Raw genomic sequence first — 26,710 nt, 5'->3', positions numbered from 1 at the left:
TTCTGTTAATCCATGAAATACCAGAACTTCGGCTCTGTGCCTAAATCTTCTTTAAGCCTAAAAACTTTTTTGTTAGCCAGCACCCGCCGGATTTCGCTGTTCGGGTCGAGCAGGTTACCAAAGATGCGCGCGCCCGTGGGGCAGGCCTCTACACAAGCCGGATTTTTGCCGTTGCGCGAACGTTGGATGCAGAAGGTACACTTCTCCATCACACCTTTCTTTCTAAGCCGGTTGCCCAGGTAGTGCTGGTTGTGGTTTACTTCTTCGGCCGGAACTTCGGGAGTAGCCCAGTTAAACCTGCGCCCGTCATACGGGCAGGCCGCCATGCAATACCGGCAACCGATGCACCAGTCGTAATCAACCACCACGATACCGTCTTTCTCTTTCCAGGTGGCTTTTACGGGGCATACTTCCACGCAAGGTGGGTTTTCACAATGAAAGCATTGTGTTCCAATATAAAAATGACCGGCAGCCGGAACTTCATGATAGAAATTATCATCTGCCAATTCAAAATCCATCGAACCATTTTTGTGTTCGTGTATGCGGATGTACTGCATCTGCGAATTGCGGTCCTGGTTATTTTCCTGCACACACGCATTAATACAGTCCATGTACCCCTGGCATTTTGAGATATTGAAGGCATAGCCATAAAGCACATCCTTCATCGGGCCTTGCGCTGATACATTTATTTTTCTTCCGTTGTTGAGTTCGTATAATCGTTCAAGGCGTTTCACGGTCGATTCTTTTTCTTCATCCGTCATTAACTGGTAGTTGCCTTTAAAAAACTCTTCCCAATTGAGTTGTGCTTTTTCTTTTTTTGCGTCACCGGCCGTAACGCTGCACGATGTTGATGCGAAGCCTATACCGGTAAGCAGGCCTAATGTAAGGTTTCTCAGTGCCTCTCTTCTGTCGGAGGGTTTTTTCATCACCTGTTCAAAGCCATCCTCTTTCTTTTTTCCGCAAGAACAATTGCCTGATTGGCACCCGGTGCGTTTGTTTTCTGGTAATTGTACAGGTTCCATACCTAAATCATTCAGTTAGTGAAGATGTATTTAAACGCGAAGGCCACCGGCTTGCAAATGCAGGCTTGTGCGGATTATGACAATTTACACAAGTATTCATGATGCGTGGAGGAAGCCAGCCGCCCAGGCGCTTGCCATGACTGCCACCTACCCAATCGGCATATTGCGTAGAGTGGCATTGCCGGCATTGCTTAAAGCTCTCATCAAATAAAATAGCATTGCCGGTCAGTGAAACCAGTTCGTTCATGTTTTTCTCATCATGACAGGTTTGGCAGTTCATTACTTCTGCACTTCCGTGGATGATGGCTATATCCCAGTGCGATTTTTTCTCATCGGCTTTTCTGCCGGCACTTAATTTCGCCAAAGGCTGTGTATGACAATTACTGCAGGGATAGGAACGAATCATGGAAGTGCGTTCTGGAAGAAGCACAGAAACTGTATCGTGAACCTGTGCCAGCACCAGCCTTACCTGCTGCATGGCATCAAGCGATGATTTTTCGTATTCAATACTGTCGGTGTAGGCGCGCAAGCGGTTGGCTAATGGGCCGTGAACTTTGTCATGCTGTTCATCATGCGGATGGGATGAAGAGCAACTGTAATACAAAATCATTACAAGTGCTGCACAGACAAAAAGTACTATGGTCTTGTGCTTAATCATTTGGCCGGTCTCTCCCATTCAATGGGTGTTAAAGGTTTCAGGGCGTGACACGACCGGCAATTTACCCGCTCGGGGTGCGTAACGCGAATGGTTTTTGGAGCGGCCGGACCGGCATGACAGGCCAGGCAATTTTCCCTGAGTTGTAAGGTATGTGGTATAACCGGTGGACTGCCTTCCATCGCACGGTTGCCGATAGCAGGTGCTTTCAGTCCTTCAAACGCAGTTGCTTTAAACAGTGCATTGGTGTTGACCGGCACATGGCATTGCCTGCAGTTAATCAGTTCAGGGTGGGGTGTTACCGGTGCAAAGGCTTTAAACTGTTCTACATATCCACCATTCTGATGGCATTGCAAACAAGCCTTTCCGCCAAAGGCACTTTCATTCAGAATGGCATGCGGAATGACGGGCGGTGCGCCTGAGAAAGCCCTTCGCTTATAATATCCTTCCAATGAGCGATTATGATTTTCATCATCAGGCATGTTCCGATAGGCCAATGCAAACTCGGCACGTTCAAACACCCCCGACTCGAAAGGAAGGGGCTCAACATACGGAAACAACTCTTCCTCTACGTGCGCTTCCTCCTGCTCCACCAGCATGCTGAAGTTGAGCACAACTATCGCTGAAGCCATCAGCACAACTATATAGAAAATGAGTATATGTTGTTTCGGCTTGATGGTCATGGCTCAGGCTTTCATCACTTTTACCGCACACTTTTTATATTCGGGCTCGCGCGAAATCGGACAGAATGCATCAATGGTAAGTTCATTAATCAACAGGGCCTCATCAAAAAAGGGAACAAATACCTGGCCGCGCGGAGGCTGGCCCCGTTCATTTACAGAGGCGGGTAATACAAGTTCACCCCTGCGCGAAACCAGTTTCACTTTATCGCCTGTGCGGATGTTCATACTTGTTGCATCCTGCACATTCAGCTCCACATAGGCATGTGGTACCGCCTGATGTAACACAGGAATCCGCCTTGTCATGGAGCCGGTATGCCAATGCTCAACCACCCGGCCGGTGCAGAGCCAATATGGATATTCCTTATCAGGAACTTCCGGTGCCGGTTCAAAAGGCCTTGCCCATATCCAGGCTTTGCCATTGGGCTTGCCATAAAAGTCAAATGAATCGCCTTTTGCTGCGGGATCGTACTTGGCGTGGTAGCGCCACTTGGTTTCTTTTCCATTAACATAAGGCCACTGAATGCCCGGCCTTGCTTTCAGTTCTTCGTAACTGGCCATGGCATGTTCCGGTCCGTGATGGAACCGGGTATATTCTTTCCAGATTTCTTCGATGTGGCTTTCTTTTGTCCAGGGAAAAAGATTTCCATAACCCATGCGTTTGGCTACTTCAATAATCTGCCAGGTGTCGCTCATGCACTCACCCTGGGGTTCAATCATTTTTTCAAAATGCTGCGTACGTCTTTCGGAGTTGCCGAACATGCCTTCGCGCTCAATCCACATGGCTGAGGGCAGAATCACATCGGCTACATCGGTAGTGGGTGTGGGGTACACATCCGACACCACGATAAACCGGTCTTCTTTCAATGCACCGTTCCGATAGCGTTTCAGGTTAGGCATGGAAACCATCGGGTTGGTTACCTGTATCCACATGAATTTGATTTCGCCACGGTCTAATGCACGAAACATTTCAACAGTATGGAAGGTGGGCTTAGCCGGAATTTTTTCTACAGGCACCTTCCAGATTTCTGCGGCAAGTTTGCGATCTTTTTCGTTGGTTACTGTTCCGTGCGGGAGCAGATGCGTGAGTGTTCCTACTTCGCGTACGGTACCGCAGGCGCTCGGCTGGCCGGTAAGCGAAAATGGCGAGTTGCCCGGAGTGGAAATTTTTCCGGTGAGCAGGTGGATGTTGTATATCTGATTATTAATCCAGGTCCCCCGCGTATGTTGATTGGGGCCCATGCACCATAGCGACATCACTTTTTTGTTCGGGTCGCCATAAAATTGTGCGAGATACTTGATGTCTTTAACCGATACGCCACACAATGCCGATGCTTTTACAGGGGCATAATCGTTCAGGAAATTTTTGAAATCATTGAAACTGATATCACCGGGCTCATCGGTAAACTGAAAGTTATCTTCAAGCCCGTACCCGATATTGGTTTTCCCTTTTTTGAATACACAATGTTTTTCTACAAAACCACGGTTTATCCATCCATTGGTAATGATTTCGTAGCAGATGGCGTTGGCTAAGGCCAGGTCGCCCTGAGGTTGGAAGAGTATGGATTTATCGGCTGCCAGACTGGTACGTGTGGTGCGAGTGCCTAAATCGATGATGATGCTTTTTCGTTTTAATCGTTGGTCTAACAAACGTGAGAAAAGCACAGGGTGCATTTCGGCCATGTTGTTGCCCCACAATACAAATACATCGGCATGGTCAATGTCCTCATAACAACCCATGGGTTCATCCAGTCCGAAGGAAGTCATAAAGCCGGTTACTGCGCTGGCCATACACAGGCGTGCATTGGCTTCAAGGTTATTTGTACCAATGCCACCTTTCATGAATTTGCTGGCCACGTAGCCATCGGGGATGGTCCACTGCCCCGAGCCATACATGGCCACTGCATCCTTGCCATGCTTGTCGATAGTTTCCTTCATTTTGCTGGCCACCAAATCCAGGGCTTCGGTCATGGTTACTTCTACCCATTTGCCGTTGCGCTTTACTAGAGGTTTTCTGAGCCTGTCTTTCCCGTATAATGCCATTACTGAGTGGTAGCCCTTCACACAGCACAGCCCTTTGTTTACCGTGCTGTCGGGATCGCCTTTAACCGCTACGGCCTTACCGTTTTGCAAGCCAATGAGCAAACCGCAGCCTACTCCGCAAAAACGGCAGGGCGATTTTTTCCAGGTGAGTTTATCGTTTCCTGAAAACTTCTCAACTCCTCCAAATGTAACTTCAGGCAGCATGGCCGTTGCCGCGCTGATGGCCGATGTGGCCGCCAGTTGCTTGAGAAAGTTTCTGCGCGATTGATCGTTAACGGTATAGGCTTTCCTTTCCATTGTTCAGGTGCTAAAACCAGAGATTAAACTGATGTGTTGAATGGTAGTATCGGCTTTCAGGGCCTCCAAAAACTGTTCGTCTTCTTTTTCTGAATCCGAATCAGTTACCAGCACAATTACTTCCCGGTTGTCTGCAGGCAATACTTTACAGTGATTGAAAGATTGAAGCTTTTCAATCACCTGGGCCACTGTTCCGGCAATGGGAAATACCAGGTAACTTTTTACGGGCATATGGTTTCAAATAAAATAAGCAATGAATAAGAAATTTATGACCAAAGTCATTACCCTGAATTAAGTTAAGGATTTCCTTTAGACCTGGCAATAATCAGAACCATGAAAACCCTGCTATTTAGAATTGTTCTTTTTGTATTGATTGGTATGTCCGGTTCGCTTCGTGCACAAGTCAATTTTTCCATCAACGGGCAGTACATGAACCGGGCCGAGTACCGGCATGGATTTTCTACGCTTGCGGCTCCGGATCAGGATGCGGCATTTTTCATCAGTCAGCGGGCACGGATCATAACCAGTCTGAAATTTCAGGGTGCTGAGATCTATGTAAGTATTCAGGACATCCGCACCTGGGGCAGTACAGCCAATGCGGCTATTGATAATGCAGGCTTGCTTTCGGTACATGAGGCATGGGTGGCCCTTCCGATCAGTAAAAAGTTAGCGTTGAAAATGGGCAGGCAGGAAATAGCATACGATGAAGACCGCATTTTTGGAAGCCTCGACTGGCTGATGCAGGCCCGCAGGCACGATGTGGCCATTCTGAAGTACTATGATTCGGCCAGCAATACGCAGGTGCATGCCGGCTTTGCCTTCAATCAGGACAAGGAACAATTGGTTGGAACTATTTATACGGTGCCCAACAACTATAAAACCTTTCAATACCTGTACGTTAGCAAGCCTTTTGGTAAAATAAAATCCTCGTTTCTGTTTTTGAACAACGGTGTTCAGATACAAAAGCCAAATAGTATACCGGCAGAATACACCACCGTATTTACACAAACCTTTGGCCCGCGGTTGGTGTACAAGGAAGGTGACAGCAAGTTATCCGGTAATGTGGCTTTCTATTATCAGACGGGTACCAACAATCTGAATCAGTCCTTATCAGGTTATGATTTAATGGCCGAGCTGGCGTATGATGTGAACAGAAGCTTTTCATTAACCGCAGGGTTGGAAATGCTTTCGGGTACAGATCAGGTTAACGCGCCAGCCGGAAAGAGCCGATCATTTACACCGTATTATGGTACGAACCACCGCTTTAACGGGTATATGGACTACTTCTATGTGGGAAATCACATCAACTCGGTGGGGTTGAACGATTATTACGTTAAGGGATTACTGAAGGGCACCAAAACATTGATTGGAGCGGCTATGCATTTCTTTTATGCTAATGCCAACGTTGAAAATAATGATACACCCGGAACGGTAAGCGATTCAAAACTAGGTACGGAACTGGATGTAACCATTGTCCTGCAACTACGACCGGGCATCAGTTTTCAGGGAGGGTATTCCCAAATGTTTGCTACACAATCCATGGCGTTTCTTAAAGATGTGGCCGATGGCCACAAACAAACCAACAACTGGGCGTATGTTATGCTTATCCTCCGGCCCGGTGTAGAGTGGCCGCGAACCGGACTCAAGTTTTAGCAATTGGTTATAACTTCGGCTTTATAGCCAACCTTTAACAGGGCTTCACTGATTTGGTTGTCGGTAGCTTCAGTTTCTACTGTGAGAGTGCGCTCGGGGGCAGCGAGGTCAACATGCCATTTCCCTTCACCGGCAAGTGTATTAAGAACAGGCTTTACAGTAGCCACACAGGAGGAGCATTTAATGTTGGTTTTGAATTTCAAGGTGCTCATGCTATTTTCTTCAGCCTTATCCAAAGAAACACATTGTTTCCTTTTAATCACTTTTCCCAGCGTGGTACAAAAATAACAAAGCCACGGTATTGTGGCTTTGTTTTAATCAATTGAATTTCTCAGTAATACTGGTACCGTGTAGCTTCTCTCGAGCCAATTGTTCTGCTTACCGGATAACCCACCGGGTTGAATTCGTAGCTCAAATAATAGGTGTAAACTTTTCCATCCCGCGATAATGTATACTTGGAAGGATAGAGCGGTTGTGAATTTACGCCTGGTAAGATGTCAACCATCGGAAATGGGTTTTGCGTGTAGTTTGACGCTAAGTACTCAAAAGTCTCTTCCTGAATCAGGGCGTATTCATCACCTGGAAGGGGATAGTAAATTAACTTTTTGAATACCGTGTTGCTGTTGCTGTAGTAGAGGTATACAAACAGGTTCGACATTACAAACTCACCGGTAGGTTGGCGATGAAATACAGCTACTTCACCAATATTGCCCGCCTGATCATACGAATAGATGCTGTATTTTTTCATGACTCCTTCTCTCGACTCTTCCGAACGGGTAATCCTGTTTTGGTTGTCACGTTTAAAAATAGTTTCATCGGTAGTCCACTTGGTAATCTTCTTCAGCAGGTTGTTTTCGTCATAGTGATATGTCTCCGTCCAGCTAAGTGAATTCTGTTCAACGTGAATCCTGGCGATTTGACCTGATTCATTGTATTCATAAACACGCTTCGTTTTCCACTCTCCGGCACCGGTTTCATAGCTCTTTGGTTTTCCGGCCAGTTCATCATCTATAAGGGTAATGTTCAGTTCCAGCATATCTCCTTTCATCACTGATCCGGAAGCGTCAATAATTCTTACTACAAATTCCCTGTGTCCGTTCAGCGTCAGGTTATTAACCGGAATGAATTTTATAGGAAGAGAGGATGTGCCGGCTGCCACAGGCATTGTAATTTTTCCATTGATGGCTTCCGGTTCGGTAGTGAAATATGTTCCATAAAGGCCAGTGGCATTCACGAGTTCGAGCTCGACCTCTCCTGCATCTACCGCCTGAAGTGAAAGACCAAGCGTCACAATCATGCCCTCAGTAAATTGTTCCTGCAGGGAACCCTCCGTTGCCTCGAAATTTACCAGGTTGGGTTGCTCATTTTCGAAGATGGTGACGTGCAATGATTTTTCCGTTCCGATAAGTAATCCAGTTGTCACTGATCCAATCGTGAAGAGAAGATTGCGGTTGCCGGTGTATAAATTGTTATCAGTTGGTGTAAGAATAAATTTTACCTGCAACTGGCCTACTGCCACCGGTAAAATAATTCTACCATCTTCAACAGCCGGCTGACTGGTAAAATCATTCTCATTTTCCAAGTTGATGTTGATTGTAATGGTACCAGCTGCAGGAGCCGGGTGTGAAAGCTGAAGCGTAACCTCCGTTGCCGTGGCCAGTTCACTCAGGCCAATGTTGGTACTTACAAATTGAACTGTTGCCGGTGTAGATACAGGATTTGATAATACTGTATCGGCTTCTTCACAGGACTGCAAAGTAATTCCCGAAAAAAGTACAAGCAAAAAATAGTGGAGACGATGGATTGTTTTCATGATTGAGATAGTGTATCGATTTGAATAATTTATTTTCTGCTTTACGTACTATCCAATGTACAGGTTTTTTGATCTAAAGAAATTGCAATAGTTTCTTATGAGTGGCAGCAAAGCGGGGTTTGATGGTTATGCTTTAGTTTAAATTTTCAAGTTCTTTCAGCTTGCTTAAGCCGAACGGAGTATACTTTGCCATTACCCGCAGCGCATCAAAAAGTATCCTTTGTAATTCATTTTTACCACCAATAACACCGAGAAATGTTTAACAAAGGGTAGTGGATTATATCTTCGCAAACTGTAACCGTAAACTATTACTCACCACACTCACCGAGCTCAACGCCATGGCCGCACCGGCAATCATCGGATCCAACAAAAAACCGTTAATTGGGTATAGCACACCGGCCGCAATGGGAATGCCGATTATGTTGTAAATGAATGCCCAGAACAAATTCTGGCGAATGCCCTTTACAGTTTTTGTAGATAAGTTCAAGGCCTTCGGTATTGATTGAAGATCCGAAGTAATCAAGGTCATCTTCGCTACGTCCATGGCAATGTCGGTGCCTTTGCCCATGGCGATACTCACATCGGCCTGGGCCAGTGCGTGCGCATCGTTGATGCCATCGCCCACCATGGCTACGATTTTACCTTTTGCCTGAAGTTGTTTGATGAAATCAGCTTTGCCGGAAGGAAGCACTTCGGCTTTGTAGTGTTTTAAACCAACCTGTTTCGCAACTGCGTGTGCGGTTTGTTCGTTGTCGCCAGTGAGCATGTAAACCTCAATGCTCTTCTCTTGCAGGGCTTCGATGGCCGCTTTGGATGAATCTTTTATTTTATCGGCAATGGCGATAGCCGCCAGCACTTTTCGCGAATCGGCAAACCATACAACTGTTTTGGCGTCTGCCTTCCATTGTTCGGCTTGTACGTCTAAATCAGCACAGCCCATGCAGTTGGATTCGTCCAGCAGCTTTTCGCTGCCTACGTAATACGTTGCTCCATCAACAATGCCTTTTACACCTTTTCCCGTAATGCTTTCAAAAGACTCCACCGGGGTTTCGGTTGTTCCTTTCAGATAAGAAGTTACTGCCTCAGCCAACGGGTGCTCGGATTTTTTTTCGAGTGAAAACAGAATCCTACGAAGCTGATCAGTGTTTTCAAGTCCTTGCAGCCACTTGAATTCAACTACCTGTGGTTTGCCCTCGGTTATCGTTCCGGTTTTATCCAGTATAACGGCATTAACCTGATGAGCCAGTTCGAGGCTCTCGGCATCTTTAATAAGAATATTGTTTTCCGCACCTTTGCCCACACCAACCATGATGGCGGTAGGGGTGGCTAATCCCAGCGCGCACGGACAGGCAATGACCAAAACAGTTATTGAGGTGAGCAATGCGTGGGTAAAGGCATTTTCGCCACCAATCACCATCCAGGTAATAAACGTGAGCATTGAAATACCGATAACTACGGGCACAAAAATTCCGGCAACTTTATCAACCAGTTTTTGTATGGGTGCTTTGCTGCCTTGTGCTTCCTGCACCATTTTGATGATGTGTGCGAGCACCGTATCGGCACCTACTTTCTGTGCCTCAAATTCAACATTGCCTTTTTGATTGATTGTTCCGGCAAACACCTTTTCGCCTGCAATTTTTTCGACAGGCACAGGTTCACCACTAATCATACTTTCATCAACAAAGGAAGAGCCTGATGTTACCACACCATCCACGGGAATTCGTTCACCCGGCCGAACAAGTATGGTGTAGCCTGGTTTTACCGAAGCAATTGGCAATTCCATTTCCACGCCATCAATCCTGGCGCGCACGGTTTTGGGCTGAAGCCCCATGAGTTTTTTAATAGCCGATGAGGTGTTCGACTTCGCCCGTTCTTCCAGCAACTTGCCCAACGAGATAAAGGTGATGATTACTGCTGCGGCTTCATAGTACACGTGTGCATGAATACCACGGCTGAGCCAGAATTCAGGAAAAAACGTGTTGAATAAACTGAACAAAAATGCAATGCCGGTGGAGAGTGCCACCAGGGTATCCATGTTGGCTTTGCCGAAGCGGGCTTGTTTAATGGCATGCACAAAGAAAGACCGGCCAAAATAAAAAACCACGGGTGCAGACAAGGTCATAGAAATATATGCACCCGGTTTCCAAGCCATATAAAACATCCCGATGATCACCACCGGAACAGAAAACACGGCCGACCAGATTGTTCGGCTTTTGATTTCCTGATAATGTTTGCGTTGGGCTTCTTCTTTTACCGCTTGCGGGTCTTCTATATCCACTACCAGGTCGTAGCCGATAGAACGCACAGCCTCCTGCAGGGCTTGGGGTGATGCCGTTTGGGGATCAAACTCCACCAGGGCAGATTGGTTAGCATAGTTAACCGAGGCATTCTTTACTCCGGGAGCATTTTTCAGAATCGACTCCACGCTTGCTGCACAAGCCGCGCAGGTCATTTCCAGTACGGGAAAAGCTTGTTTTACGGTTGACATCCGGTCAATTCCTTTTGTACAACAATAATACAGGAAAAGCGTATTTTTAGTTTACCAAAAAGGCTTAACCGGCAACTACAGATTCGTTACTTAACCGGCCTATTCGGCAAATTGCTTTTCTCCCACCAGGTGCTCATCAATTACCTGCTTAAATACGTGTTTTGGCAAGGCACCGGGCTGCATAGCGGGCTGGCCGTTAAGGGGTATAAACAAGAAAGTGGGAATGCTGCGAATGCCGAACACTGCGGATAATTCCTGTTCGGCCTCGGTATCTACTTTGTAAATCACGATCTTTCCATCATACTCTTTGCTGAGCTCTTCCAGAATAGGGGATACCATTTTACAGGGCCCGCACCAGTCGGCATAAAAGTCAATAATGGCGGGCAGGGTGCCTTTATAGTTCCATTCTTTATCGGTTTCGTAGTTAAAAACCTTGTTTTTGAAGTCTGCGGTTGTGAGTTTAACGGTCATGATGATTTTTTACTGCAAAGGTAACCTTTCGTCCAATCCTGGTGTGTGACTTTAATTACGTTACCGTTTTAAGTGAGTGCCCTTTAGCGCCCCTTTTTTCTGAAATACTCGGGTAGGTCCGTATCGGTTGAATCTTTATCGAGCAGAAAGCGAACGGCTTCTTCTTTTGTATCGAATACCTTGAAGTTGCGCTGGACAAAAATATTCAGGCCCATTACAATAATTCTTTGCGTTTGGGTTAAGCCTACAATGGCCTGTTTCTCGATAAGGTGCAGGTTTTGTTTCACTACTTCCTTTACTTCCTTCATAAATGCAGGTGTAAGGAAGTTTTTTTTATTTAACACTGAAAGCACGAGATAAGGGCGGTTATCAGTGATGCCAATGATTGCCGCCTGATGTAATAAATTAATCATACCCGACTCATTACAACCAGAATAATCTATCTCAAGAATAATTCTGTTGTCAAATTCTATTTTCTTTACATGGCCCATCAGTTCATGTACTTTTTCCACCACCATTGAAACACCACCAGCCCCCAGATGCGGGCGTGTACATCTCCCGGATTTGAGGAAAACAGTTGTTTTTTTAGTTTCTCAACCTCAACAATGTTAAAGATGCCCTGCTCTTCAATAAAACGCTTTTCGAGCAGGTTATCGGTAATCAGCGATTTCATTTCCTTTCGGAGCCATTTCAGCAAGGGTACCTCAAAACCCTTCTTTGGGCGGTTGTAAAGTTTTTCAGGAAGAAAATCTTTAAAGGCATCCTGCAGAATTCGTTTCCGGATGGAGGAATTGATTTTGAATTCGGCCGGCAGGCTGAAAACAAAATTAACCAGTTCGTAATCCAAAAACGGAGTGCGCACCTCCAGGCTGTTGGCCATGCTCATCAGGTCAACCTTGGTGAGCATGTCGTTAGGCAGTACAAGCTCCATATCGGTTAGTAAAATATCGTTCATGTCAGATTGACTGTGCAGGTGTTTGAGCCAGGTACTCTTGATGGTTGTAAAGTAATTTTCGTTGTAAAAGGTATGATGCCGTTGATCGGGATGTAGTAATGCCAACGCTTCATTGTCTGAAGCAAGCGAAGCCCATAGCCAATACCGAACTTCCATGGAATGTTTTAACCCGTAACTATATCGTGCCAGTTGCCGGAATAAATTGGTGAGTGCGTTATTTCTTGACTGGGGCAGGCGTTGCCACAGCCAGTCGAATTTCGATATGAGTTTTTCCTTCCATCCGGGCTGGAGACTTTGCAAAAAGGCTGCGTGCTTATTGTATCCGCCCAGCAGTTCGTCCGCTCCATCGCCTGAAAGCGCCACCGTGGCATGATTTCGTGTTTCCTTACTCAGTATATATACATTAATAGCCGATGAATCGGCAAAAGGTTCATCAATGTAATTCAGAATGTTGTAAACGTGTTCGTATAAATCGGCATTGGTTAGCGAGAATACTGTGTGTTTGGTATTGAAGTGCTTTGAAACAAGGTTGGCATAGTTTGTTTCATCAAAAAACTTTTCGTCTTTAAAGCCAATGGAAAACGTATGCAGATCGGGTTTATGTCTGGCGGCAAGTCCGGTAACTACCGATGAGTCAATGCCACCGCTTAGAAATGCGCCCAACGGAACATCGGCCACGAGCCTGCGCTGAACCGAGGCTTCAATTAAATTTTTGAAGGCATTTTTGGCTTCATCATACGTAATGGGGTTCTGACCTGCCTCTTTCTGGTTGTAAGGAATGGTGTAGTAGTTTTTGATTAGAAACTTACCCTTTTCAATTTTCAGGTAGTTTCCCGGACTTAATTTCTTTACCTGCTGAAAAATTGTGTCGGGCGCAGGAATATAGTTTAGTTGCAGGTAGGTGTACAGTGCGGTGAAGTCTAATTTCTTTTCAATACCGTACTCAAGTATCGATTTCATTTCAGAGGCAAACAGAAATTTATCTTCATCGTACAGGTACAGCAGCGGCTTTACACCGTACCGATCGCGGGCAAGAAAAAAAGTTTGCTCTTTTATGTCGTAAATGCAGAAAGCAAAAAAGCCATTGAGTTTGTTAAGAAAATTTTCCTGATGGTGAATGTATAGTTTAAGCAAAACTTCGGTATCCGATTGCGAGAAAAAATTAACACCTCGATTTTGAAGTTCTTTACGCAGTTCGCGGTAATTGAAAATTTCACCGTTATAAACAATGGCATACCGGTTGGTTTCGTCCCACATGGGCTGATTAGCTGCAGCACTGGTATCGATGATAGAAAGCCTTCGGTGCCCCAGTCCGACAAACTGGTCGTGGTACATATCCTGAAAATCGGGCCCCCGCTTTTCAAGAGCACGTGTGGCATTAGCCAGGTGAATCATGTTCATCTTGCCTACCAGGTTAAAGGCAAAAATTCCGGTTATGCCGCACATACTGTGATTTTAAAGTTCAAGGTTCTTGGTTCAAAGGTTCAACGTTCCTTGTATTGGGTTAATATTGAATACTGAACGTTGAACCTTGAATTTTAAAATTAGGCACGTTTACCATTTAATAGTAATGAAGCCAGTTTCATTCCCATCAGCATGCACACCCAGGCCAGCAGCACTACAAACTCCCAATACTCTCCACCTACGTTAGGAAGTTTTCCTTGTACGCGGGGCAGGTAGCTCATGAAGAAGATGAACCACACGTAATATTGGTATACTGTTAGGGCTGTTTTAAAATGCGTTTCTGTGATCAGCCCTTTTTCATATCGCGACTGAAAGACCGGCATTGCAAAAATCAGCACATATGCGATAAATCCACCGGCCAGGCGGATGGGGATGAGTTCATTGCCCGATAAGTACACATAGGCTACCAGTTCGGCCAGGTGAATGCCGTGGGCAACTGCAAAAATTAAAAAGGGGTTATCGGATAATACCTTTTTTAATTGCTGCCTGTCAGGTAAAACGATAAACACGATACTGAACAACAGGAGGGAAAGCCGCCCGGAATACCGGGTTACCGCCTGAAGGCCAGCGAGTGAATTACCATAGTTAACCAGCGCCAGAACGACCAGAAGAATTTCAAGCAAAACAACAGTTAGAAGTGTTTTTCTGAAACTCACCTGGTATGCTGTTTATGGTAAAGGCTTAATCATAATATTCCGGTACCATACCTTATCGCCATGGTCCTGCAAGGCAATGTGGCCGCGTTTTGCTTTGCCAAAGGCGGGCCATTGCTTGAATTTGCTGCCGGCCACCAGGGCATCCCATTCGGGTGTGTGCATGGTAAAGTTTACAACATTGGTTCCGTTAAGCCAGAATTGACAATTACCTTTATCGGACACAATGCGCACCTGGTTCCACTCACCGGCCGGCTTTACGGTTTCGGTTGAACAGGATATTAAATCATACAGGTCGCCAGCACGGTGTTTCATAATTTTGGCATCCGGGTGGCAGGCATTGTCGAGCACCTGCATTTCGGGGCCTGTTAAATAGGTGTTTGAAAATTCAGGACTCTCTACTACGTTGAACATAATTCCGCTGTTGCCACAGCTATCAATTTTCCATTCCAGCGCCAACTCAAAGTTTTCAAACTCATCTACTGTAATAATATCTCCTTTGCCTTCCTTCGTGTTATCAAAGTGCAGGGTGCCGTTATCAACAGTCCATGCGGCACCTACGCCTTCTTTATTAAAGTTCTTCCAGCCGGCTGTAGACTGGCCATCAAACAGCAACCGCCAGCCTTCGGCTTTTTGTTGATCGGTTAACGTATTCTGGGCAACGGTTTCAGTTGCCGGTTTGCCTGGTGTGTCCGGCTGTTCCTTGGGTTTACAGGCAAGTGCGGCAGTTGCTAATGAGAGTATAAGAAGTTTTTTCATAGGTATTGAATGTTTAAATTTCTATCGCTTATAGATTTCTTATTTTGATGGCGCGGTACCATACTTCATTACCATGGTCCTGCAATGCAATATACCCCTTCCTGGCAGATGCATACCCCGGAAAATCTTTCCATTTGGAGGCAGTCTTCCGGTTGTTCCACTCATCCGAAAATAAATCGTAGGCAAGCACCCTTGTTCCGTTAAGCCAGTGTTCAACATGATTTCCCTGAACAATAATTTTTCCTTCGTTCCATTGTCCTACCGGGTAAACAAAAGTACTGTCGGCAGCATGCATACCGAAGTTGGCAGCCGCCTTATTTTCAGGGGGTAAGTCGCCAGGGTAATTCACTTCATCAATCACCTGGTATTCCGGTCCGGAGGCATAGGTTTGGTCGTAGGCTTCCGTTACACGAAACATTACACCGCTGTTTCCCTGACGGGAAATTTTCCATTGGAAAGACAACTCAAAATCACCATACTCTCCGGTGGTGATTAAATCCGAGCGTTCGTTCAAGGTGCCATCAGCAAAGGCTTTGCAGTGAAGGGTGCCATCCGTAACTTCCCATGAATTGTTTGGCTGGTTTTTAAAAATGCGCCAGCCGTTCAGCGTTCTGCCATCGAAGAGCAGTGTCCATCCATTATCTTTTTCTTCAACAGTTAACTGGTTGTACCTATCGGCTGGTTGTTTCGGTTGTTTTTTTAGTTCACAGGTTGTGAGCATCAAACCGGCCACCAGGAATAAAACTATACGCATGGTTAGAAGATTTTTCCCGGATTCAATATACCATTTGGATCAAATACTTTTTTAATGCCGCGCATCAGTTCCAGGTTCGTCTCGCCCAGGGCAATGGGCATATAGGGCCGTTTGGCAATGCCGATGCCATGTTCGCCCGAGAGCGTTCCGCCCAGGCTCACAGTAAGTTTAAATATTTCGCCAATGCCTTCGGGGATTTTGGTAGCCCAATCCGTATCGCTTATTTTTTCTTTGAGTACATTAACATGCAGGTTGCCGTCTCCCAGGTGCCCGAAACAAACGGTATTGAATCCATAGCGTTTGCCTATTTCTTTAATTCCCGAAATCAACTTAGGCAGGTTGGCCCTCGGCACAACCACATCCTCGCTTTTGGTAAGTGTAAACCAGTTAACAGCAGGCGAGATATTCTTCCGTACTTTCCACAGTTCTTCTTTTTGCGCAGCACTTTCGGCAAATAAAATTTCACCGGAATTAAATATTTCCACCACGTTCATCACGCGTTCGGCATCGCGCATCAGCACTTCCTCATCGTTGCCGTCCAGTTCACACAGCAGGTAGGCATCCATGTTATCGGGGAACGTGGTGGTGACCGGACTGTTCAGAACTTTCTGGCAATATGCCAATGTTTGAAGGGCGGCCACGCGCTCAAAAAACTCAACTCCCGAGGGTTGAATACCGGCCGTAAAGATTGCCGCGATAGCCCTGCAGGCTTCTTCATTTGTTACAAAGGGAATGAGCATGAGTACGTTCTTCTGCGGATAGCCCCGCAGCTTAAAAACAATTTTGGTGATAATGCCCAATGTGCCTTCGCTGCCGCACATCAGTTGGGTGAGGTTGTACCCTGTTGAATTTTTAAGCACGTTGGCACCCGTCCAGATAATTTCTCCGGTAGGTAAAACTACTTCCAGGTTCAATACATAATCGCGCGTAACACCATACTTCACGGCTTTGGGCCCGCCTGAGTTTTGCGCCAGGTTGCCACCCAGAAAGCAGGACCCTCTACTGGCCGGATCGGGGGGGTAAAATAAACCTTTCTCTTTCACAGCATTCTGAAAGACTTCTGTGATCACGCCCGGCTCAACAATAGCCTGAAGGTTCAGTTCATCAATGTTCAGGATTTTGTTGAACCGCTCCATCGACAACACCAGGCCGTGATGTGTTGGTAAGGCCGACCCGGCAAGGCCGGTACCGGCACCCCGTGCAGTAACCGGAATACGGTGCTCATTACATAACTGCATAATCTGGCTAACCTCCTGCGTGGTGCCTGGCTTCAGAACCAGCGATGGCAAAAAGGAATAGTCTTCCGTTTTGTCATGAGCATAATCAAGCCTTTTTTCTTCATCAAGAATTACATTCTCTATTCCTACAATGGTTACAAATTGGCTTACAACATCTTTGCTTACTTCCGGAAATGCCATACAACGCGTATATTTACAGAGCCATTTTTTAAACTTATTAAGGATGCTATTTTTTAACCTCAAAGGTAAGCAACCTTTTTACTTTCTGATTGCCTGGATGTTGTTAACTTCCTGCGCCTCACACAAAGCCAGGGTTAAAGAAGAGAAGGTTGAAAAAGTGATTACTGCTGCCCGGAGTTACGTGGGTACACCGTATAAGTACGGTGGTACTACCCGTTCCGGTATGGATTGCAGCGGACTGTTACTCAATGCTTTCCGTGCTATTAATCTGGAATTGCCGCGAACCTCCGAAGCACAAAGCAAGGTGGGCAAGGAAGTAAAGTTAAAGGAAGTTGAACCGGGCGACCTGGTATTTTTTGCCACCGGAAAGAAAAGAAGGGAAATTACCCACGTGGGCTTGGTTACCGATAAGAAATCCAAAGACAACGTTAAGTTTATTCATGCCTCAACAACGTTGGGCGTGGTTGAAACCAACATCTACACCGAGTACTACATCAAACGATTCAGGTTAGCCAGGCGGGTGATTGAATGAGGGCCTCTGTAAATGTTGCCTGAAAGTTTTATTACCTTCACTGGTGATTACCTCTGGCACTATGAATGAATTTAATTCGAGAAGAAAGTTTTTGAAGATTTCGGCATTATCAACAGCATTTTTTTCGCTTACAAAAATTTCAGCACAAAAGGCTCCGTTAATTGTAAAACCAATTGTGGTTTCAACCTGGCGGAATACCGATGCCAACGCAGCTGCCTGGAAGGTGCTGAGCGCCAAGGGCCATGCACTCGATGCAGTGGAACAGGGGGCGCGCGTGCCTGAAGCTAATCCGAAGGATACTTCTGTCGGATATGGCGGCTTGCCCGATCGTGAAGGTATGGTTACACTTGACGCCTGCATCATGGATGAAAAAAGCAATTGCGGGTCGGTAGCGTTTGTTCAGGGATTTAAACATCCGGTATCCATTGCCCGCCTGGTAATGGAAAAAACCCCGCATGTGATGCTGGTGGGTAAAGGCGCTGAACAGTTTGCCCTAAGCCAGGGCTTTAAAAAGGAAAATCTGTTAACCAAGGAATCTGAAAAGGCATGGAGGGAATGGTTGAAAAAATCGGAATACAAACCGTATCATAATCCCGGCCAGCACGATACCATCGGCATTCTTGCACTGGACAGTAACGGAAATCTTTCGGGCGCCTGCACCACCAGCGGCATGGCTTATAAGATGCACGGCCGCGTGGGTGATTCGCCCATCATCGGGGCCGGCTTGTATGTAGATGGCGAAGTAGGAGCGGCCACAGCTACCGGTGTGGGCGAAGAAATGATTCGCATTGCCGGCAGCCATACCATTGTAGAGTTGATGCGCAACGGACGATCACCGCAGGAAGCCTGTGAAGAAGCGATTAATAGGCTTATCCGTAAACGGGGCGAAGAAAAGGCAAAGGAATTAAGCGTTGCCTTTCTGGCATTAAATGTTCATGGCGAGGTTGGCGCTTATTCAACAAACAACGTGTTTGAATACACCATTACGTCTCCTGATCAGTTGCATGTTGTAATCAAATCAGCAAGTTATTTTAACTGAGCCGTGGCCATAACTACTGAAGTAGCTGTATTTAACATTGAGTCGGCCCTGTATGCTCAAAAGGGTGGGGCCGACCGGGTAGAACTGTGCGATAATCCTTCGGAAGGCGGCACTACACCTTCTTTTGGCGTAATGGCAACCGTAAGACAAGCAATAAGCATTGATGTGTATGCCATGATTCGGCCACGGGGCGGTGATTTTGTTTACTCGGCCTACGAGTATCATGCTATGAAACGCGATATTGAAATGTGCAAGCGGGCCAGCCTGGATGGTGTGGTGTTTGGAATATTAAAACCGGAAGGCACAATTGATAGGGAACGTTCCCGAAAACTTATTGAAGCGGCCCGTCCTCTGAAGGTTACCTGCCACCGCGCCTTTGATTTTACCCGCGATGCTTACGAGGCGCTTCAGGATTGCCAGGAAGCAGGCTTTGACCGCATCCTTACCTCCGGCAGGCAGCCCAGCGCGGCAGAAGGCGCAGATGTAATTAAAGACTTGGTGCTGCGTGCGGAAGGAAAGATTTCGATTATAGCCGGGGTCGGAATTAATCAATCAAATGTTATCCCTGTTATTAAGAATACTGGTGTAAAGGAAATTCATTTTTCAGCACGTACCTACAAACCATCGGAATATCAACGGTTTAACCACCTCATCAGTCTGACGGAATCATTGCCAGATGATTCGGGTAAATGGGTGGCCGATGAGGAGAAAATCAGAAGGATAACTGAATTATTAAGGGATAGACGGTAGTTTGGGCACATGGGAATTTAAAAATATATTTGCAGCCCATTCGGGGTCATAGCTCAGCTGGCTAGAGCGCTACAATGGCATTGTAGAGGTCGTGGGTTCGACTCCCACTGGCTCCACCATCAGGCAAGTCCGCAACCGCGGACTTTTTTATTGAAAGGAGAATTGTTTCCTGACGAAAATCATACCGTTCTGTAACCGAAGTCATAAAAGCGGGCAATTTCAATCTTCTACTTTTAAGCCCAGACTCGTAGCTTTACCTGAACCATTAACACTATCCCTGCCTATGGAACTCGACAAATTCAGTTACGATAACAAAATCGTAAAAGCATTTATTATTGCCACCGTTATTTTCGGCCTGGTGGGCATGTTGGTGGGCCTTACCATTGCCCTCCAGTTGGTTTGGCCGGTATTTAATTTCGAACTTCAGTACACATCATTCGGGCGTATCAGGCCGCTGCACACCAATGCGGTAATCTTTGCCTTTGTAGGCAATGCCATGTTTGCCGGAGTGTATTATTCTATGCAGCGGTTGCTTAAAACCCGCATGTTCAGCGACACACTCAGCTGGATTCACTTTTGGCTCTGGCAATTGATAATTCTTGCCGCTGCCATTACCTTACCGCTGGGGCTTACCACATCAAAAGAATATGCCGAACTGGAATGGCCCATTGACATTGCCATTACGTTAATCTGGGTTGTTTTTGGCTGGAACATGATCGGAACCATCCTGAACCGCAGGGAAAAGCACATGTATGTGGCCATCTGGTTTTACATCGCCACGTTTGTTACCGTAGCTGTACTGCATATTGTTAATTCCTTCGAAATGCCGGTAAGCTTGTTCAAAAGTTACTCCTGGTATGCCGGTGTGCAGGATGCCCTGGTGCAATGGTGGTATGGGCACAATGCCGTGGCTTTCTTTCTTACCACACCTTACCTCGGCATGATGTACTACTTTCTGCCCAAAGCAGCCAACCGCCCGGTATATTCATACCGGTTATCGATAATACACTTCTGGTCGCTGATCTTTATATACATCTGGGCTGGTCCGCACCACTTACTTTATTCAACATTACCGGATTGGGCGCAATCACTCGGAACGGTATTTTCGGTGATGCTTATTGCGCCTTCATGGGGCGGTATGCTTAACGGGTTAATGACCCTGCGCGGAGCGTGGGACCGCGTGCGCGAAGATGTAGTGCTGAAGTTTATGGTGGTGGCCGTTACCGCGTACGGCATGGCTACACTGGAAGGTCCGTTGCTGTCGCTTAAAAATGTAAATGCCATTGCCCACTTTACCGATTGGATTGTGGCGCACGTACACGTAGGCGGTCTGGGCTGGAACGGCTTCCTGATTTTCGGTATGCTGTACTGGCTGGTACCCCGCATGTGGAATACCAAAATCTGGTCGAATAAACTGGCCAACTTCCATTTCTGGATTGGCACCCTGGGTATCATCTTTTATGCCCTTCCGATGTATATCTCGGGTGTTACCCAAAGCCTGATGTGGAAAGAGTTTAACCCCGAAGGCTTTTTGGTATACAAAAACTTTCTTGAAACCACCGTGCAGATTTTACCCATGCACATGCTGCGTGCATTTGGCGGTTTGCTATACCTGACAGGCGCAATTGTAATGACCTATAACCTGGTTAAAACCGCGTATGCCGGAAGTTTCATTGCTAACGAAGCAGCCGAAGCGGCCCCGCTGGTTAAAACAGAATCAAGCGGTGGCGGCTGGCACCACTGGCTGGAGAGCAAACCGGTATTATTCTCGGCTTTGGCCCTGGTGTCAATACTGATTGGCGGTATTGTTGAGATGGTGCCCACTTTCCTGATTAAATCAAATGTGCCGACTATTTCCAGTGTTAAGCCCTACACTCCGCTTGAACTGCACGGCCGCGATATTTACATACGCGAAGGATGCGTAAGCTGCCACTCGCAACTCGTTCGCCCGTTCCGTTCGGAGGTGGAGCGGTACGATCCGCTGGGTGGCGAATACTCCAAGTCGGGTGAATATGTTTACGACCATCCGTTTCTGTGGGGGTCAAAACGTACCGGCCCCGACTTGCACCGCCTGGGCGGCAAGTATTCGGATAGCTGGCATTACAACCACATGCTAGCGCCCGATGCCGTATCAACCGGTTCGATTATGCCGGCCTATCCGTGGCTGTTTGAGCAGGTGATTGATAAGAGTACCACGGCTTCCAAAATAAAGGCCCTTCGCACGATAGGGGTACCGTATGAAGAAGGATACGAGAGCAGGGCTAATGATGATTTGGATATGCAAGCCAGGCGCATGGCCGAAAACCTGCAGTTGGAGGGCATTGAAGTAGAGCCGGATGCTGAAATTATTGCGCTGATCGCCTACTTGCAGCGGTTGGGTAAGGATATTAAAGCATCAAAGACAGCCGATAATAATTTGTCAACGGGTAACCAGTAAAGGCTATGTATAAAAACGTGCTTCAGCAGATTGATAACGTACAGGTATGGCCCATCATATCGTTCGTGATTTTCTTCCTGTTCTTCCTTTTTCTTTTATGGTATGTTTTTACAGCCGATAAAAGTTTTATCCGCTACATGAAAGAAATGCCCCTGAATGAAAATAATGACCCGCAATCCGTAACCGAAAAAACCAGCAAGTCATGAAAAAGATACTATCCCTAATCAGTTTATTCCTGTTGGGCGGCCCGCTTTTGGCGCAGGAGGGTACACCCGCCCGAAGCTTCTGGAGCGACCCCTTAAGCGATCCGTTGTTTCCGTTTTATGTTGTGATTGCCTTTGTATTTGTAGTAGCCTTGCTGGTAATTATTGTGGCCATTTACATGCTGCAGGTGTTAAATGTTTTCATCCGCAAGGCCGAAGAGGAGAAAGCTGCGCAAACGGGTAAGGTGTATGTACCTGAACCAGGAGCCTGGACAAAATTCTGGAACTGGATAAACGGCTACCGGCCCATTGAGAAGGAATCAGAAATCATGCTCGACCACAATTACGATGGGATAAAGGAACTGGATAACCACCTGCCGCCCTGGTGGACCTGGCTGTTTTACGGTTCAATTGTTTGGGGGGCTATTTACCTGGTTGTTTACCATGTTACCGACTCGTTGCCGCTGATGGACCAGGAATATCAAAACGAAGTGGCTATTGCAGAGGAACAAAAAGCAAAACTGCTGGCCTCCCAGCCTGCACTGGCCATTGATGAAAATAACCTGGTATATGAAGCGGATGAACAAATAATTAAAAACGGCCGGCAGGTGTATGTGGTGAATTGTGCCTCATGCCACATGCCTGACGGGCAGGGGAACATTGGCCCCAACCTGACGGATGAATACTGGCTTCATGGCGGCAGCGTTACCGATATTTATAAAGTAATTAAAAACGGAGTGCAGGAGAAGGGAATGATTCCGTGGGGTCCGGTGTTATCTCCGCAGCAGATACGCGATGTTACCTTTTACATCAAGAGCATTAAGGGAAGCAACCCGCCAAACCCGAAAGCTCCGCAGGGTGAATTGTACAAGGAAGAAACCACTCCGGCCACAAGCGAAGGAGCCTCCATGTAACTTGCTGTGCATCGCGGCTGAGAAAATTAATACGCCACTAAGTTAATTGAAGAGACGTGACCACGGATAGTGAAAACTTTTATCAATACGATGAGGAATTCCGGAACAGCATTGCCACGGTCGATGAAAAGGGCAAACGTGTTTGGATATATCCAAAAAAGCCTGCAGGCCAACTTCATAACTACCGCATCGCAGTAACTGTTACCCTACTTAGTATTTTCTTTGCAGGGCCGTTTATAAAAATCGGGGGACAACCCTTGCTTATGCTCAACCTGTTTGAACGCAGGTTTGTCATCTTCGGTCAGGTTTTCTGGCCTCAGGATTTCTTTTTGCTGGCCCTTACGCTCATCACGCTTTTTGTATTTATTATTTTGTTTACAGTGGTATTTGGCCGCGTGTGGTGCGGGTGGGCCTGCCCGCAAACCTTGTTCATGGAAATGGTGTTCAGAAAAATTGAATACTGGATTGAAGGCGATGCCAACCAGCAGCGCAAACTAAACCAGGAACCGTGGACTCCCCGAAAAATTTTTAAAAAGGCAGGCAAGCAAGTAGTCTTTATCCTGATTTCGGTGATCATTTCGCATACGGCAATGGCGTACCTCATCGGGATTGAGCAGGTAAAAGAAATCGTTTCTCAGCCACCCACTGAACACCTGGCCGGCTTTATCGGTCTGGTGGCTTTTACAGGTGTATTTTATTTTGTTTTTGCCTGGTTCAGGGAACAAGCGTGTATTGCGGTTTGCCCGTATGGAAGGCTTCAGGGTGTTTTACTGGTTAAAGACAGTATTGTTGTAGCGTACGATTGGTTGCGCGGAGAACCCCGGGGAAAAATAAAAAAAGGAGAAACTCAGGCAAACCGGGGCGATTGCATCGACTGTAAACTGTGCGTACATGTTTGCCCGACCGGCATTGACATCCGCAACGGCACACAACTGGAATGTGTTAACTGTACGGCTTGCATTGATGCCTGCGATGAGGTGATGGTAAAAATCGGTAAGCCAAAAGGACTTATCCGGTTTGCATCGTACAATTCAATAAAAGATGGTGTTAAAAAATTATTTACACCGCGTGTGGCGGGCTATTCGGTTGTACTTACCGCGCTCGTGGGGTTACTCAGTTTTATGATCGCTACCCGGTCTGATATTGAAACAACTATATTAAAAGTCCCTGGCACATTATTTCAGCGTACGGATGACGGTAAAATCACCAATTTGTATAATATTGAGTTTGTCAATAAAACTTTTGATGCTATTGAATTAACACTTAAGGCTGAATCGCCTCCAGGTGTAACCATCCGTAAAGTTGGCGATCAGGAAATTGTGGTTACGCCAGGGGGGTTGTATAAAGGTGTTTGCTTCATTGAAATTCCGGCCGAATTGGTATCATCTGCCAAAATGGTGGTGAAGGTGGGTGTTTACAAGGGCGGTGAGCAGATAGAAATTGTAAAAGCCAAGTTTGTAGGGCCGGTGCATTCGCATCGCGACCGTGTAAAAGGAGGACGATAGAGAAACTATGAATTGGGGCAAGTGGATAATTGTTTCGTTTGTGTTGTTTGCTGTTTTCATCGGCAGTATTGTTGCAATTAGCATGCGGCAGGATGTAAACCTGGTATCCAGAACCTATTATCAGGATGAACTGGCGTACCAGCAAAAACTCGATCGTAAAAACAATACCGAACAACTACTGGTTAAGCCAGAAATCACTTTTGTTGAGAACGCCTATTTAAAGGTCTACTTTCCGGAAGCCAGGTTTATAGAACAAGGTGAGTTACAATTGTTCCGGCCATCTTCTGATAAGCTCGATCAGCAGTTTAAATTAAGTGCCTCGGCAGACTCTGTGCAGATGTTTCGGGTTAGTAACCTCAGGCCGGGTGCTTATCGGGTAAAAATGGAATGGACAATGGAAGGTAAAGAATACTATCTTGAGAAGTTTGTAGTAATCTAAAAGTTTCCTTCGTATATTATTCAATTACGGGTATGCTAACTGCGGCCTTTATTCTGGGATTTACAGGCAGCCTCCATTGCATCGGTATGTGTGGCCCGCTGGCTGTGCAGGTTCAGGCCCCAAATAATAAAAAGCTGGTGTTGAACCGGGCGCTGTACAACACGGGTCGGGTTGTTACCTACAGTTTGTTGGGCCTTATGGCTGGTTTATTCGGCCACCTGATTGAACTCAGCGGATGGCAGGGCTGGCTTTCTATTATGCTGGGTTTAGCCGTATTGGGTGTTCTGCTTTTCAAACAGGTTGAAAGATGGGTGTTACCAAAAACTTTTATGGCAATAAATTTTCTAAAGCAAGGTATTTCAAAATTTATTCGTCAGCGAAGTGCAGGCTCGGCCGTGTTGATGGGTGTTCTGAATGGCTTTTTGCCCTGTGGATTGGTCTATGCAGCTGTTGTACTTTCACTGGTGCAAACCAACTGGATTAACAGTGTAATGGTTATGCTGGCATTTGGGCTTGGAACCGTGCCGGCCATGTTGGTTACAGCCTGGTTGTACACCAACATTATAGGGGTTATTCCGATTCCGGTAAAAAAAATTCAACTTGTTTTTGTTGGGCTCATGGCCTTTATCATGATTTGGCGTGGTGTTTCAATAGAGGGGCTATTCGCCATTGATAAAACTGTGCTGTGTTATCCGCTGCATTAATGCCGGGCCACATTCCATTTAATTACCTGTTCCAGTTTGTTAGGGTAAAGTACTTTTATCTTGCCGCTTTCAATGTCAATAATACCTTCCTCCCTGAAATCGGAGAGCACCCGGATTACCGATTCCGAGGCGGTGCCCACCATTTTAGCCAGGTCATCGCGCGATACATTCATTAACTCACCTTCCTTTAGCTGATGTACTTTCAAAAGTGCTTCGGCTGTTCGTTGCCGCACCGAATTATAGGCCAGTGTAAGCAACTGCGATTCTTTTTCTTCAATTTTTTTACAGAGTAGCGATACAAAAGACCGCGATAATTCAGGGTGACTGTGCAACAGTGTAAGAAAATCGTGGCGGGGTATGGCAATCAGTTCGCTGTCTTCCATGGCTACAGCCGATTCAGTGTAATTGGTGTTTTCAAGGATCGGTTCGTAGCCGAAGAAATCCCCCGTGGTGTAAAGATTGGTAATAAACTCTTTACCATCGGCATTGGTACGAAAGGCCTTTACATTTCCTTTTTGTAAGAAGTAGATAAAGTTGGGAAGCTCACCCTCCATAAAAATTCCTGCCTTCTTTTTAAATGCTCTTGTTTTTTTGTCTTTACACAGATCTTTTAAGTTCAGAACCCGCTGGGCATCTTCAATAAATTCGTTGAGCCCTGAAGCGGTTGCTTCATACTGCTTTTTGAAGAGAGCCACTTTGTTAAGTCGCGTCTCCACGGCATTTAGCAGGTCGGTGTCATCAAACGGTTTGGTCAGGTAATCATCGGCACCGAGTGTCATGCCTTTGCGGATGTCGGCTTTTTCGGTTTTGGCGGTAAGAAAGATGAACGGAATGCTGGCGGTTTCAGGTTTCTTGCTAAGGATGTGCAATACACCATATCCATCGAGTTCTGGCATCATGATGTCGCAGATGATCAGGTCGGGCATGTTTTTCTGTGCCAGGTCAACGCCAACTTTTCCGTTTTCGGCAGTAATTACTTCATAATTCGCCAGCGAAAGTATTTCGCTGGTGTTTTCGCGGACTTCATGGTTATCCTCAATGAGCAGAATCTTTTTCATGGTA

General features: G+C 46.2%; 26 protein-coding genes and 1 tRNA gene. 11 read left to right on the top strand and 16 right to left on the bottom strand.

What is annotated here, in order from left to right:
* Window positions 1-5 precede the first annotated feature (5 nt).
* From HRU69_00835 to HRU69_00815, 5 genes are read right to left on the bottom strand one after another with little or no spacing between them, the layout of a single operon-like run.
* Entirely contained in the window at window positions 6-1,022 is a 1,017-nt protein-coding gene (locus tag HRU69_00835) for a 4Fe-4S dicluster domain-containing protein (protein ID QOI96106.1), read from the bottom strand.
* 7 nt (window positions 1,023-1,029) lie between these two features.
* Window positions 1,030-1,680, bottom strand: coding sequence for a cytochrome C (locus tag HRU69_00830; GenBank protein ID QOI96105.1), 651 nt, complete (start codon window positions 1,678-1,680; stop codon window positions 1,030-1,032).
* A complete protein-coding gene (locus HRU69_00825) occupies window positions 1,677-2,360 on the bottom strand; it encodes a cytochrome C (GenBank protein QOI96104.1) in 684 nt (227 codons plus the stop codon). Before HRU69_00825 ends, HRU69_00830 begins: the two co-directional genes overlap by 4 nt.
* A gap of 3 nt (window positions 2,361-2,363) precedes the next feature.
* Window positions 2,364-4,697, bottom strand: a complete 2,334-nt coding sequence (locus HRU69_00820; GenBank protein ID QOI96103.1) for a molybdopterin-dependent oxidoreductase — start codon at window positions 4,695-4,697, stop codon at window positions 2,364-2,366.
* A gap of 3 nt (window positions 4,698-4,700) precedes the next feature.
* Window positions 4,701-4,928 carry a hypothetical protein gene (locus tag HRU69_00815; protein QOI96102.1) on the bottom strand — a complete coding sequence of 76 codons (228 nt, stop codon included), beginning with the start codon at window positions 4,926-4,928 and terminating at the stop codon, window positions 4,701-4,703.
* Between the two features lie 102 nt (window positions 4,929-5,030).
* Here HRU69_00815 and HRU69_00810 point away from each other — a divergent pair, with 102 nt between their 5' ends.
* The gene (locus tag HRU69_00810) at window positions 5,031-6,350 is read left to right on the top strand and encodes a hypothetical protein (GenBank protein ID QOI96101.1); all 1,320 of its coding nucleotides are present in this window, start codon (window positions 5,031-5,033) and stop codon (window positions 6,348-6,350) included.
* On the opposite strand, the gene HRU69_00805 is transcribed toward HRU69_00810, so the two are convergent.
* The 10 genes from HRU69_00805 to HRU69_00760 all read right to left on the bottom strand — a co-directional run bounded on the left by HRU69_00805 (window position 6,347) and on the right by HRU69_00760 (window position 17,125).
* Window positions 6,347-6,562 (bottom strand): heavy-metal-associated domain-containing protein, encoded by a 216-nt coding sequence (locus HRU69_00805; GenBank protein QOI96100.1) that lies wholly within the window; start codon window positions 6,560-6,562, stop codon window positions 6,347-6,349. The two genes, HRU69_00810 and HRU69_00805, sit on opposite strands and share 4 nt — an antisense overlap.
* Before the next feature lie 119 nt (window positions 6,563-6,681).
* Window positions 6,682-8,163 carry a hypothetical protein gene (locus HRU69_00800; protein ID QOI96099.1) on the bottom strand — a complete coding sequence of 494 codons (1,482 nt, stop codon included), beginning with the start codon at window positions 8,161-8,163 and terminating at the stop codon, window positions 6,682-6,684.
* A 277-nt stretch (window positions 8,164-8,440) separates the two neighbouring features.
* A complete protein-coding gene (locus tag HRU69_00795) occupies window positions 8,441-10,651 on the bottom strand; it encodes a copper-translocating P-type ATPase (protein QOI96098.1) in 2,211 nt (736 codons plus the stop codon).
* A 99-nt stretch (window positions 10,652-10,750) separates the two neighbouring features.
* Window positions 10,751-11,122 (bottom strand): thioredoxin, encoded by a 372-nt coding sequence (gene trxA / locus HRU69_00790; protein QOI96097.1) that lies wholly within the window; start codon window positions 11,120-11,122, stop codon window positions 10,751-10,753.
* An 83-nt stretch (window positions 11,123-11,205) separates the two neighbouring features.
* Window positions 11,206-11,634, bottom strand: coding sequence for an STAS/SEC14 domain-containing protein (locus HRU69_00785; protein ID QOI96096.1), 429 nt, complete (start codon window positions 11,632-11,634; stop codon window positions 11,206-11,208).
* Window positions 11,613-13,523 carry an asparagine synthase (glutamine-hydrolyzing) gene (gene asnB / locus HRU69_00780; GenBank protein QOI96095.1) on the bottom strand — a complete coding sequence of 637 codons (1,911 nt, stop codon included), beginning with the start codon at window positions 13,521-13,523 and terminating at the stop codon, window positions 11,613-11,615. The genes HRU69_00785 and asnB overlap by 22 nt, the downstream gene beginning before the upstream one ends.
* Before the next feature lie 98 nt (window positions 13,524-13,621).
* Window positions 13,622-14,197, bottom strand: a complete 576-nt coding sequence (locus HRU69_00775) for a hypothetical protein (GenBank protein ID QOI96094.1) — start codon at window positions 14,195-14,197, stop codon at window positions 13,622-13,624.
* 12 nt (window positions 14,198-14,209) lie between these two features.
* The gene (locus HRU69_00770; protein QOI96093.1) at window positions 14,210-14,953 is read right to left on the bottom strand and encodes a DUF1080 domain-containing protein; all 744 of its coding nucleotides are present in this window, start codon (window positions 14,951-14,953) and stop codon (window positions 14,210-14,212) included.
* Between the two features lie 28 nt (window positions 14,954-14,981).
* The gene (locus tag HRU69_00765; GenBank protein QOI96092.1) at window positions 14,982-15,707 is read right to left on the bottom strand and encodes a DUF1080 domain-containing protein; all 726 of its coding nucleotides are present in this window, start codon (window positions 15,705-15,707) and stop codon (window positions 14,982-14,984) included.
* Between the two features lie 2 nt (window positions 15,708-15,709).
* Window positions 15,710-17,125: an FAD-binding protein gene (locus HRU69_00760; GenBank protein QOI96091.1), complete on the bottom strand. Its 1,416-nt coding sequence runs from the start codon at window positions 17,123-17,125 to the stop codon at window positions 15,710-15,712.
* A 43-nt stretch (window positions 17,126-17,168) separates the two neighbouring features.
* Here HRU69_00760 and HRU69_00755 point away from each other — a divergent pair, with 43 nt between their 5' ends.
* The 10 genes from HRU69_00755 to HRU69_00710 all read left to right on the top strand — a co-directional run bounded on the left by HRU69_00755 (window position 17,169) and on the right by HRU69_00710 (window position 25,648).
* Window positions 17,169-17,657, top strand: a complete 489-nt coding sequence (locus tag HRU69_00755; protein ID QOI96090.1) for a C40 family peptidase — start codon at window positions 17,169-17,171, stop codon at window positions 17,655-17,657.
* Between the two features lie 61 nt (window positions 17,658-17,718).
* The gene (locus tag HRU69_00750; protein QOI96089.1) at window positions 17,719-18,696 is read left to right on the top strand and encodes a N(4)-(beta-N-acetylglucosaminyl)-L-asparaginase; all 978 of its coding nucleotides are present in this window, start codon (window positions 17,719-17,721) and stop codon (window positions 18,694-18,696) included.
* 3 nt (window positions 18,697-18,699) lie between these two features.
* The gene (locus HRU69_00745; protein ID QOI96088.1) at window positions 18,700-19,446 is read left to right on the top strand and encodes a copper homeostasis protein CutC; all 747 of its coding nucleotides are present in this window, start codon (window positions 18,700-18,702) and stop codon (window positions 19,444-19,446) included.
* 42 nt (window positions 19,447-19,488) lie between these two features.
* Window positions 19,489-19,565 (top strand) — tRNA-Ala (locus HRU69_00740).
* 164 nt (window positions 19,566-19,729) lie between these two features.
* The gene (gene ccoN, locus HRU69_00735) at window positions 19,730-21,883 is read left to right on the top strand and encodes a cytochrome-c oxidase, cbb3-type subunit I (GenBank protein QOI96087.1); all 2,154 of its coding nucleotides are present in this window, start codon (window positions 19,730-19,732) and stop codon (window positions 21,881-21,883) included.
* Between the two features lie 5 nt (window positions 21,884-21,888).
* Window positions 21,889-22,089, top strand: coding sequence for a cbb3-type cytochrome c oxidase subunit 3 (locus tag HRU69_00730; protein ID QOI96086.1), 201 nt, complete (start codon window positions 21,889-21,891; stop codon window positions 22,087-22,089).
* Window positions 22,086-23,000 carry a c-type cytochrome gene (locus HRU69_00725; GenBank protein ID QOI96085.1) on the top strand — a complete coding sequence of 305 codons (915 nt, stop codon included), beginning with the start codon at window positions 22,086-22,088 and terminating at the stop codon, window positions 22,998-23,000. Before HRU69_00730 ends, HRU69_00725 begins: the two co-directional genes overlap by 4 nt.
* 56 nt (window positions 23,001-23,056) lie before the next feature.
* On the top strand, window positions 23,057-24,505 hold the full coding sequence (ccoG, locus tag HRU69_00720) for a cytochrome c oxidase accessory protein CcoG (protein ID QOI96084.1): 1,449 nt from the start codon (window positions 23,057-23,059) through the stop codon (window positions 24,503-24,505).
* Window positions 24,506-24,512: 7 nt separating this feature from the next.
* Window positions 24,513-24,944: a FixH family protein gene (locus HRU69_00715; GenBank protein QOI96083.1), complete on the top strand. Its 432-nt coding sequence runs from the start codon at window positions 24,513-24,515 to the stop codon at window positions 24,942-24,944.
* 32 nt (window positions 24,945-24,976) lie between these two features.
* A complete protein-coding gene (locus HRU69_00710) occupies window positions 24,977-25,648 on the top strand; it encodes a sulfite exporter TauE/SafE family protein (GenBank protein ID QOI96082.1) in 672 nt (223 codons plus the stop codon).
* On the opposite strand, the gene HRU69_00705 is transcribed toward HRU69_00710, so the two are convergent.
* Complete coding sequence (locus HRU69_00705) at window positions 25,645-26,706, bottom strand: response regulator (GenBank protein QOI96081.1); 1,062 nt, start codon at window positions 26,704-26,706, stop codon at window positions 25,645-25,647. The genes HRU69_00710 and HRU69_00705 overlap by 4 nt on opposite strands.
* Window positions 26,707-26,710 lie beyond the last annotated feature (4 nt).

This window comes from Flammeovirgaceae bacterium (genome assembly GCA_015180985.1).
Taxonomy (GTDB): domain Bacteria; phylum Bacteroidota; class Bacteroidia; order Cytophagales; family Cyclobacteriaceae; genus UBA2336.
Note: the sequence above shows the minus strand (reverse complement) of the source record. Positions and strands in the feature narration are given on the sequence as shown.